The 9,558-nt window shown below is 31.8% G+C and carries 14 protein-coding genes and 1 tRNA gene; 3 read left to right on the forward strand and 12 right to left on the reverse strand.

Translation table 11 applies throughout. The features are described 5' to 3' along the window. Nucleotides 1-225 precede the first annotated feature (225 nt). Nucleotides 226-1,152 carry a site-specific tyrosine recombinase/integron integrase gene (xerA, locus tag RXO53_RS06610; protein WP_410713450.1) on the reverse strand — a complete coding sequence of 309 codons (927 nt, stop codon included), beginning with the start codon at nucleotides 1,150-1,152 and terminating at the stop codon, nucleotides 226-228. Nucleotides 1,153-1,315: 163 nt separating this feature from the next. Here xerA and RXO53_RS06615 point away from each other — a divergent pair, with 163 nt between their 5' ends. Together RXO53_RS06615 and RXO53_RS06620 are read left to right on the forward strand one after the other, a co-directional pair. After that, nucleotides 1,316-1,918, forward strand: coding sequence for a TFIIB-type zinc ribbon-containing protein (locus tag RXO53_RS06615; RefSeq protein WP_410713451.1), 603 nt, complete (start codon nucleotides 1,316-1,318; stop codon nucleotides 1,916-1,918). Nucleotides 1,919-1,939: 21 nt separating this feature from the next. Beyond that, nucleotides 1,940-2,965, forward strand: a complete 1,026-nt coding sequence (locus RXO53_RS06620; protein WP_410713452.1) for a GTPase — start codon at nucleotides 1,940-1,942, stop codon at nucleotides 2,963-2,965. Here RXO53_RS06620 and RXO53_RS06625 read toward each other — a convergent pair. Together RXO53_RS06625 and RXO53_RS06630 are read right to left on the reverse strand one after the other, a co-directional pair. After that, a complete protein-coding gene (locus RXO53_RS06625; protein WP_410713453.1) occupies nucleotides 2,940-4,208 on the reverse strand; it encodes a Glu/Leu/Phe/Val family dehydrogenase in 1,269 nt (422 codons plus the stop codon). The genes RXO53_RS06620 and RXO53_RS06625 overlap by 26 nt on opposite strands. Before the next feature lie 124 nt (nucleotides 4,209-4,332). After that, the gene (locus RXO53_RS06630) at nucleotides 4,333-4,467 is read right to left on the reverse strand and encodes a hypothetical protein (protein WP_410713454.1); all 135 of its coding nucleotides are present in this window, start codon (nucleotides 4,465-4,467) and stop codon (nucleotides 4,333-4,335) included. A 93-nt stretch (nucleotides 4,468-4,560) separates the two neighbouring features. Here RXO53_RS06630 and RXO53_RS06635 point away from each other — a divergent pair, with 93 nt between their 5' ends. Beyond that, on the forward strand, nucleotides 4,561-4,686 hold the full coding sequence (locus RXO53_RS06635; protein WP_410713455.1) for a hypothetical protein: 126 nt from the start codon (nucleotides 4,561-4,563) through the stop codon (nucleotides 4,684-4,686). A gap of 64 nt (nucleotides 4,687-4,750) precedes the next feature. Here the strand turns inward: RXO53_RS06635 and RXO53_RS06640 are convergent, their stop codons facing one another. From RXO53_RS06640 to RXO53_RS06680, 9 genes are all read right to left on the reverse strand, one after another. After that, the gene (locus RXO53_RS06640; RefSeq protein ID WP_410713456.1) at nucleotides 4,751-4,984 is read right to left on the reverse strand and encodes a hypothetical protein; all 234 of its coding nucleotides are present in this window, start codon (nucleotides 4,982-4,984) and stop codon (nucleotides 4,751-4,753) included. A 132-nt stretch (nucleotides 4,985-5,116) separates the two neighbouring features. Continuing rightward, nucleotides 5,117-6,238: a M24 family metallopeptidase gene (locus tag RXO53_RS06645; protein WP_410713457.1), complete on the reverse strand. Its 1,122-nt coding sequence runs from the start codon at nucleotides 6,236-6,238 to the stop codon at nucleotides 5,117-5,119. Nucleotides 6,239-6,247: 9 nt separating this feature from the next. Continuing rightward, a complete protein-coding gene (locus RXO53_RS06650) occupies nucleotides 6,248-6,436 on the reverse strand; it encodes a 50S ribosomal protein L37e (RefSeq protein ID WP_410713458.1) in 189 nt (62 codons plus the stop codon). A 5-nt stretch (nucleotides 6,437-6,441) separates the two neighbouring features. Beyond that, entirely contained in the window at nucleotides 6,442-6,681 is a 240-nt protein-coding gene (locus RXO53_RS06655) for an LSm family protein (RefSeq protein WP_292321114.1), read from the reverse strand. Nucleotides 6,682-6,750: 69 nt separating this feature from the next. Beyond that, nucleotides 6,751-8,259, reverse strand: coding sequence for a B12-binding domain-containing radical SAM protein (locus tag RXO53_RS06660; RefSeq protein WP_410713459.1), 1,509 nt, complete (start codon nucleotides 8,257-8,259; stop codon nucleotides 6,751-6,753). 41 nt (nucleotides 8,260-8,300) lie between these two features. Further along, nucleotides 8,301-8,585: a hypothetical protein gene (locus RXO53_RS06665; RefSeq protein WP_410713460.1), complete on the reverse strand. Its 285-nt coding sequence runs from the start codon at nucleotides 8,583-8,585 to the stop codon at nucleotides 8,301-8,303. 104 nt (nucleotides 8,586-8,689) lie between these two features. Next, entirely contained in the window at nucleotides 8,690-9,154 is a 465-nt protein-coding gene (locus RXO53_RS06670; protein ID WP_410713461.1) for a hypothetical protein, read from the reverse strand. Between the two features lie 103 nt (nucleotides 9,155-9,257). After that, nucleotides 9,258-9,333: transfer RNA gene (locus tag RXO53_RS06675), tRNA-Arg, on the reverse strand. A 79-nt stretch (nucleotides 9,334-9,412) separates the two neighbouring features. Continuing rightward, nucleotides 9,413-9,558 (reverse strand): zinc ribbon domain-containing protein (locus RXO53_RS06680; RefSeq protein WP_410713462.1); only part of this gene is annotated, 146 nt, incomplete at its 5' end.

Consider the following 9,558-nt stretch of genomic DNA (forward strand, 5'->3'; position numbering starts at 1 on the left):
ATGCATACTCATATTTCAGTAAAGCATACCCCTTTAGCAGCTGTCTCAATTTTTAATAAGTTTCTAAATTAAAAAAAACTTTACCCCGCACCTAGAAGGGGCTTGTCGTTCGCTTTATCAATAATATCTCAACTTAAGAATTATTTATATTAACCTTAAAAGGTATAACTATATTTTAAATCTATCCTTTATAAAATTATTTTTAAATATTTAAAAATTAATTACTTATATTCTATTGGAATAATATGATGCTGGAAAACCCTGATAATCTTGCACAAAGTTTTGTTGAGCAAACAACCTGTTATATTCTCTCTTTACATCATCATTCACTAGGTGCAAATAAAGCTGTGTAACCTTGATGTCACTATGTCCTAGCAATCTTTGTAATGCAGGTAAACTCATACCTCTTCTTAAGGCTTCTGTTGCAAATGTATGTCTCAATACATGAGGTCTAACTTTCTTTGGATCAATACCAGCCCTTGCAGCAAGACTTTTTAACCTTTTATATACGGCTTGATATGTTAAATCGATTACATTTTTTCTCTTATCTCTATATAAGGAATACGCCTGTAATAAGGCCTGTCTACTTAAGGGACCTATGAAAACTATTCTTTCTTTATTGTATTTACCTTGCACTCTTATTTGCCCAGTATTAAAATTAACATCATCCCATGTTAAATTCAAGAGCTCTCTCACTCTTAGTCCTGTCTCAGACATCACTGATATTATTAAGAGATCGTCCAGATCCCTAATAGATGAAACAAGTCTTGTTATTTCATCCCAGCTCAAGGCGTTGCTAAAGCTTTGCCTTTTATTAGACATTATTGGTAAATTATCATTTATGCCCAGCCAATTAATAAACCTTCTTACGAATATGGAATAATAATGGATTGTAGTTTCATAATTCTTATTAATTTTCTTTGACATGCTTCTCTTTAAGTTAGAAAGCCAGTCTAAATATAATTCAGAACTAATATCGCTAATTTTTTTATCGCTGCCAACGTAATTAATGAAATTTTTTATTGCTACCTTATAAGATTTTATTGTAAGATGAGAAGCACCAGATACTTCAAGCTCTTGCAAAAAGAGATTTAATGCGTCACTAATATTAGTTATGTTTATTTTTACTCTGGGTATATTTATTTTTGACAATCTGTTCCCCCTTAATACTATAGTGTTTTAAAATTCTAAAGAGAAATGCCTAGTAATACTTAATTGTTTCACTGTTATCTAAAAATTTACCCCCTCCCCTAAATTATATAATGCAATTAAAACCTTACTTATTACAACATGAAAAATATAAATTGTGATTAAAATGGATAGTTTACTAAGATGCCCTTACTGTAAATCATATAGGTTAGCATGGAGTGATGAAACAGGTTATTTAGTCTGCCAGAATTGTGGAGCTGTTATACAAGCTCTAATTGATGACAATAGTCAAAATTTTTACGAAAAAAATAAAATAGAAGTCAAAAAAAGAAAACAAGAAATTTTATATTATAATGATGATCATAGCATAGCTCTAGAAGAAAAAATTAACAAAGCAATAAAAAGAGGAAAAATTATTAAAACAGATTATCATGGCAAATCAATTATATCATCTATTATTGATGAAAAATTAGAGAAAATTAACAATAACAAGGATTTTAAGATCTCTTATCAAATTCTAAATGATTTTCCTATACTTAAATCCAGAACAAAAAGAAATAGGTACGCAATTGCACTTTATGCTTTATATAGATCTTATGGCTACTCTAAAGAAAATTCAATTTTACTAACATCAAAAGAATTAAAAATATCCAAAACCACTTTAAAAAATATAATACATAAGCATAAGGATCTTATAAACAAATATGAAATTGAAGTAAAGAAAAAATTTTTTAATAAATTGCAATTTAAACTTAATAAGCTAAAATAAAACCTAATAATGAGGGAAAAATTGAAAGAAACCATTATGGATCCAGCAGAAGCTGTTAAAGAAATTCAAATACCTTTATACAACGAAATATTGGAAAAAATAAAGTCTAGGTATCAGAAAAAAGGAGGTAAGGATTACGAGAAAGAAATTAAGTCTATAGAGTTAGTATATAATGTAATAAATTCCAAAACTTTATCTGTTTTAAAATTGGAAAAATTATTAAAAAACCTACATTATTTTTATTGGGGACTCATTGAAGTAAACTACGATAAAAAGAAAATCTATGACTCAATAAAATGTATAAAAAAGTCCAGGATATTATTGAAAAAATTTTGGGTAAATTATAGAAATGAAATACTAGCTGCAAATAACCTGAAAGAAATGAAATCCATATCAAGAGAAGCGAGAGGAAGAATGATATCTTCTATTAAAAGGTGCAGTAAGTCCTTGGAATATTTGAGAAATCTTGTTATAACTATGTCTTCTTTTCAAGGGTTAGACCCATATAGGAAGACATTAATTATCGCAGGACCTCCTAACTCTGGAAAATCTACAATAGTTTCAGCAATTACAAATGCGAAAACGAAAGTTGCGCCATATCCTTTTACAACAAAAGATATTATTATAGGCCATTTTATTTTAGATAACAACCAAGTTATACAAGTAATTGATACGCCAGGTCTATTAGACAGAAATATAAATGAGATGAACGAAATAGAAAGAAAGGCTATTAGCGCATTGAAATACCTTGATGGTCTTATATTATTTTTAATAGATCCATCAAAAGAGGCTTATATTAATTTAAATAATCAAATAAATATAATTAATGACATAAAAAGTATTATAAGAAATAAAAAAATTATTTTATTTATAAATAAGATAGACTTATTAAATGAAACAGAAATTGAAAAAGTTGAAAAAACTATTAACGAGATAAAACATGAACTAGGTCTTGACACTTACTATAAAATTAGCGCATTAAATAATAAAAAAGAATTGATTAACCTAATAAAAGATATAGTTAAATCCAACCTCTTAGCTTCATAGCCCTTACAACTTTATCTACAGCTATTCCATATGCAGCCATCCTTAAATTGTGTTTTTCATGATCAAGTTTACTATCCCAGAACTTCCAAATCATATTCAAATTATTCTCCATCTTTTGTATTAATCTATTCTTTGCTTCATCTTCAGTTATCCATCCTCCCATTCTATTATTTACCCATTCTATATGGCTCATTATTACTCCTCCACTATTAGCTAATGTATCTGGAACTATTACAACCCCTTTCTTTGTTAGATATTCTTCTGCCTCTGGAGATGTTGGTCCATTAGCCCCTTCAACTATTAGTTTTGCCTTGACCCTTGGTGCATTTTCTTCTGTTATTACATTTTCTATTGCTGCAGGTACCAATATGTCAACATTAAGTTCTAATAATTCTTGATTGCTGATCTTTTTCTCATAGTTTGGATAATCAACTACAAACATGCTCTTCTTTTTATCTAATACAGCTTTAATTTCATCGGCATCAAATCCTTTACTACTATAGATACCTCCTTTCACATCTGATATTGCGATTACTTTAGCTCCCATTTCATTTAAAAACTTAGCCGTGTAGAATCCCACATTACCAAAGCCTTGAACAGCTACAGTTCTTCCTTCTATTGAACCAAAAACTTTTTTTGCTGCTTCTCTGGCAACTGTTGCAACTCCAAGGCCAGTTGAAAAGATCCTAGTTTGTAAGCCTCCTAATTCTAAAGGTTTCCCTGTTACTACACCATAAATTTGCTCATCATATCTGCTTGCATATTCATCAAGGAACCAAGCCATTGTTTGGGGATTAGTATTTACATCAGGTGCAGGAACATCTCTATCAACTCCCACAAACTTACTAATGCTAGCAAAGTATTTTCTTGATAAAGTCTCAAGCTCTCTAGGACTTAATTGGAAAGGATCGACTTGGATTCCACCTTTAGCTCCACCATATGGTATATCAGCTAATGAATTTTTCCAAGTCATCCACATTGCTAATGCCATAACTTCACTCAAATTCGTTTCTGGATGATATCTAACTCCCCCCTTGTATGGGCCTAATGCACTATTATGCTGCACCCTCCAACCAGTAAATATCTTTAAGCTTCCATTATCCATCTTAACAGGTATTTTAACTTGAACTATTCTCTCAGGGGTTGCAAGCATTTCATATATTTCTTCAGAATAACCCAAAATATCAACTGCACTTCTGAGTTGCTTCTTGGCCTCTACATAGGGATCTTTACTAATTGCCATATATATCGCCTCAATTATTATTGTGGTTCAATTGCTATTAAAATATTTATAGCATAAAATTAATAATGTGTAAATTGTGTATTGTTTGTAGAGAATTTTAATATTGGTGGGAAAAAATTAGACTCTATGGTTTTATATAAACATAGCCATTATTGACCAATTCTATTATTTTTATAATGCCTGATTCAACATTGTTTAGTCCCTCTATTAAATCTTTAGAAGATATTCCAAGTGATCTTAATGATAAAGCGAACGACAAACCTCGCCCCTTCTAGGGGCGGGTAAAGTTTTTTAAGTTTAGAAACTTATCAAAAATTGAGACAGCTGCTAAAGGGGTATGCGTCACTGAAACATGAGGTACGCCTCTACCCCAACTAACAAGTGTAATAAAATAAGACTCCAAGCCGATCAACTCTTAAGGCATGAGGAGCGGGAGCCGATTTCTCCCGCAATATCGGCTTGGGGGATAATAGAGTAGCACCCGTAAAAGGGGTGTAACCCTCTAGACCTCAGGAAACTCGCCCTTCAGGGCGGGGAGGAGGTCAGATATTGCATACATTAAACTTAACTCCAGAGCCTATTAACTCCATTATAGTCTCATACGTATACTTATCTACATTTCCTTTTAAAAAATTAATTACCCCTCTGTCAGTAATAACAACTTCAACTCGAGATTGCTTTACAGTATCTAAAACACTATATATACTTGAAAACAAATTCTTTAAGGACTCTTGGCTGTCATTACTAATGTGCATAACCAACTTAATGCTATCCAACCAAACCCCCTCTTTTAATTAAATTTTCAGACCTTAAAAATGAATTTAATAAAATTACAAATATTAAGATTCTTTGATTAAAATTCTTAATAATACAATTTATAACATTTTAAAATAAACTTAATAATTAAATCAGAATAATATTCTAGAAAACTTAGTGATAAGCCTTGCTTTGTTCTTAGTTACATAGACCATATCCTCAATTCTGACTCCATATAATCCTGGATAGTATATTCCTGGTTCTACAGTAACTATCATGCCTGGCTCTAATATATCCTTTGAATTTGGCCTCAAATACGGTGCTTCATGAATTTCTACTCCAACCCCATGACCTAAACCATGATTAAAGTATCTAGTTATGTTTTCTCTATCAAATACTAATCTCGCTGCCTTATCTGGTTCCCATGCTTCAACACCAGGTTTTATCAAATCTATTGCGTTTGATTGTGCTTCTGCAACTATTTCTATTAATTTTTTATAATCTTTTCCTCCTTCTCCATACCACAAAGATCTTGTCATATCGCTTAAATATCCTTTCATATTAGCTCCAAAATCGATCAATACGGGTCCTGGTTTTTGTAACCTTATGTTCCCTGGATTGTAGTGGGGAAGTGCCGTATTTTCATAAAACCCAACTATAGTTGGAAAAGCTTCACCCCATGCGCCTTGACTCATTAATGAAGAATAGAATACGCCTTCTACATCATTTTCAGTAGGATTACTATCCAAAATATCTAAAGCCTGCCTTAATGCCTTTTCCGATGCATCAATAGAAGCAATTATTGACTCTACCTCCCAATCATCTTTAATTTCTCTTAGCTTAGCAATATCATTACTGACATCTTGAACTTTGATTTCATCGCTTAAGTATTTTCCTATAGCATAATTTGACCACGCCAAATCAGCTGATATCTTATTTCCGCATTGTGAAGAGATATTCTTTATTGCATCTAACAAACCTCCTTCTATTAAATCTGACTTCGATATAGGAGGCTCTGTTCCTTTTTCTCCAGGTCTGTAAAAAGCCTTTAGCAAGATGTCTTTTGGTGCTCTGTTAAGCATTCTAAAATAATCAAGCGTTGATGTAAGCAAATAATCCTGGCATTTATTTGATAAAATCAAAACCTCAGTCGGATCCCTAATTCCTGTTGCATAAGTAATATTTTCCTTACCTGTCAAAATTAATGCATCTAAATTATTTTTTTCAAGTAATGTCTTTAATTTATCTCTATTTTTATCCCATCTAGACTCCAAGATTTACACCTAGACAATCCTAATTCTGTTAACCTTTTTATTTTGCCAACTATACTTTCTAATCCTTTTACTTTTACCGAATCCACACGCTGCACAATAACCTTTTGCTACATTAAAAGATCTTCTTCCGCACCTTCTGCATACAATATGAGTTTTCCCTTTATTATGCAATCCCATTGAAGGAGTTCCTTTTGTCATTATATTCACCCAGCTGGACTAACTGCTATTACATTATCTCCTCTTAAAAGAACTAACCCTAATGGTCTTGAATTCTTACCTTCTAGCTCTTCTGCTTTATCTAAAATAAGGTTTAAATGTTGATCGTAACTAGTTAGTATGCCTTTGACTTCTCTATTTCCTTTCATTTTTACCAATACGCTTGAATTTAAGTAATCTCCTATTACTTTAAACGTGTTAGACTGCAAATGCGAGTTTTCTGACATGATCTTCTCCTCCTAGCTTTTAGACACAACCAGATAATTTAAAATCTTCGTTTTTATTCTTTTAATAGGCTAATGTAAGCTATAACCTAACCCTATTCTTTCCCGAAATAGTAAAAACTTATCCCATAAAAATTTATTATCAATAAACCCTTTAATGTGATCCCATGGGAATGGTTCTTTTCTTTCTTTCAAAGCTATATTAGATAATCCTTTTTTAATTAAGCTTCTCCAATATACCTTGCTATTTCCATTAATTGAGATTTCTATTAAGTATTTTATTACATCTCTATCAGACAGCGCAATAGAACCCTGGACTATCGCTAAAAATGGATCATAGCTTGTAAAATCTTCATAATAAGAATTCTTTTTTATATAATTTATTTTTGTTCTCATTTTATTCTCATCTTCCATAGGTAACCATTGAAGCGGAGTTCTCGGCTTTATAATTAGAGGATTAACACTCAAATGAATTTTTTTAATACCAGCCATTTTTATAGATCTTGTTAAATTAGCAATATTTTGTAAATCCTCTTCCTTTTCCCCAGGAATTGACGTTATAAAGTACAATTTTAAGTTTAGGTTATATTTTGATGCAAGCCGGGCAGTATTTATTATATTTTCATCAGAAATTTCCTTTCCTAATGCATACCTAACTCTTTCAGAATTTTCAGGTGCAATAGTCAAGGTTTGCTGACCTAAAGTAGAAAGCAGTTCTATAACTTCATTATCCAGCAATTCAGCTCTTAGTGAAGGCAAAGATATTTTCAAATTTTTGTCTTTTGCCTCTTTTAAAATAATCTTAAATTTAGGGTGAGAATTTATTGTTAAACCTATTAAAGACACCTTTTCATTATATTTTCTATTCAATTCTTCAATTTCACTTACAATCTCTTCTATTTTTCTATACCTAGTTGGCTTTGAAATATAGCTTTCCATACAAAAAACGCAGTTAAAAGGACAGCCTCTCATTACCTCAACTCCTAATGTAAATATAGTCTCTTTAGTTAGAATTCTTCTTGTAGAGGAGTTAAAATTATTTGAATAAGCTGCTCTTACTTCGTGCTTTCCTAAACTTGGTATGTACAAACCATAACTTGGCTCTATTCTTTCATTATAAAATATGTCAATTATTTTTTCCCATACGGCCTCTAGATCTCCAATTATTTCCACATCAGCAACATCGGCCATAGGCTCTGGATTAGCTGTTATAGTAGGACCGCCAATAATAATTTTTGGCTTACTTCTTTTACTTGATATAACTTCTATATTGCTTCCTATTAAAGCCTTTATTATATTAACATAATCAAGTTCATAGTGAACTGGTATTATAATATAATCAAAATCTTTCAATGGCATACCGTTTTCATAGCTCCTCATAGAAACTGGCTTGCCGGATAGACTAGGCATAAAAAATCTTTCTAAATAAATATCATCAAGTTCATTAATAAGAAAGTATAATTTATGAAAAATCAAAGATGACATAGCAACACTATATATGGAAGGATAAAATAATGCTACTTTTATCATATTTTTTCTATATTTTTTGTTAATTAATCCTTTTTCTACAGCTTCTTGCATTGCAAATTCCTGCCATAAATTTATGAACTATATTTTATTAACTAAAATGCGCCATATATTTCTTCCCTAACATCAGGATCTACATAGGCACCTACATAAACTCTGTACCCCTTATAATTGAGTATTCTTGCTTCTTCCCCAAATACTCTAGATTTAATATCAGGAACCCAATAAAACTCATTGTTCTTTAATTTTATTTCTTCAAAGAATTCACATGAATCATCATCTACTGTTAATTTTCCAAGCTTAATGCAGAGACCGATAAATGGATATTGTACATGAGGTCTCCAGCTTGCACAGTTACTGCAAATATTTGACTTACTCATTTCTATCTCCTTGTCTTTTTTGCTTAGAAAAGATTTATACCTTTTTAATATTAAATCGTCTTATCATTAAATTATTAACTAGTTACAACTGAAAGCCTCGCCCTTTAAGGCTGGGAAGTGGTCAGAGATTTCAAAGCCATTTCTCTATTAAATTTTCTTATCTGATACCATGCTATAATCATGAATATTCCAGGTATAATAAACAATATTGTTATTAGACCAATAATTATTTCTATTATACCTATAGCTAAAGCTGGACCTATAGCCTTTTCCGGTAAATTATGCGATAATGGCATATATACAAAAGGAATTCCAATTAAACCCAGAATCAAAAATATTATGCCATAGCCATATAATACATTTGAAAGAATTCCTTTAAAGTTGGCTTCTGTTAAATTTATTGATGTTGAAAACCCACTGTAGACCTTAGTTAAGTTTGTGAAGTAACTTGCAGGCAATGTCCCAATTACATAACCTGCGTATAAAATCATTAATGCAAATAGCACAGCTATTACTATAGATGCTAAAACTAATCCTTTACCTGGAACTATTTTAGTATTTGGCTCCACTAATCCTTCCCCTATTTTAATTTAAACTAAGCTATATTTATAATTGCATGAAAGTGTTACATCAAAAATTATTATAAGAGGCCAAATCTAAAGAAGAACATTACGGACCCGGGGGGATTTGAACCCCCGACCTTCGGCTCCGCAGGCCGACGCCCTAATCCTGGCTAGGCTACGGGTCCACATCCTATTTAAATCTGTAAACTACCCTGCCCTCACGGACGGAGCTTTGGGGTTTCCAGTGGACTTCACGACACACCTTCATCTCCCCTTTAGGGTGTTTACGTACCCCCGACCCATACCTCTCGTTAAGGCATGGGCTATGTTTATAGACGCGTTCAAGTCACGGTTATATATAAGTCCACACTTAGGGCATTTAAACTCTCTACCTTCCACTCGGGTAACAT

Source organism: Caldisphaera sp., assembly GCF_046536515.1.
Lineage (GTDB): Archaea > Thermoproteota > Thermoprotei_A > Sulfolobales > Acidilobaceae > Caldisphaera.

Bases quoted from the DNA above. Each gene is read 5' to 3' on its own strand.
- RXO53_RS06615 (WP_410713451.1), top strand. From the start codon at position 1,316: ATGGATAGTTTACTAAGATGCCCTTACTGTAAATCATATAGGTTAGCA.
- RXO53_RS06625 (WP_410713453.1), bottom strand. From the start codon at position 4,208: ATGGCAATTAGTAAAGATCCCTATGTAGAGGCCAAGAAGCAACTCAGA.
- RXO53_RS06635 (WP_410713455.1), top strand. From the start codon at position 4,561: ATGAGGTACGCCTCTACCCCAACTAACAAGTGTAATAAAATAAGACTC.
- RXO53_RS06650 (WP_410713458.1), bottom strand. From the start codon at position 6,436: ATGACAAAAGGAACTCCTTCAATGGGATTGCATAATAAAGGGAAAACT.
- RXO53_RS06655 (WP_292321114.1), bottom strand. From the start codon at position 6,681: ATGTCAGAAAACTCGCATTTGCAGTCTAACACGTTTAAAGTAATAGGA.
- RXO53_RS06660 (WP_410713459.1), bottom strand. From the start codon at position 8,259: ATGCAAGAAGCTGTAGAAAAAGGATTAATTAACAAAAAATATAGAAAA.
- RXO53_RS06665 (WP_410713460.1), bottom strand. From the start codon at position 8,585: ATGAGTAAGTCAAATATTTGCAGTAACTGTGCAAGCTGGAGACCTCAT.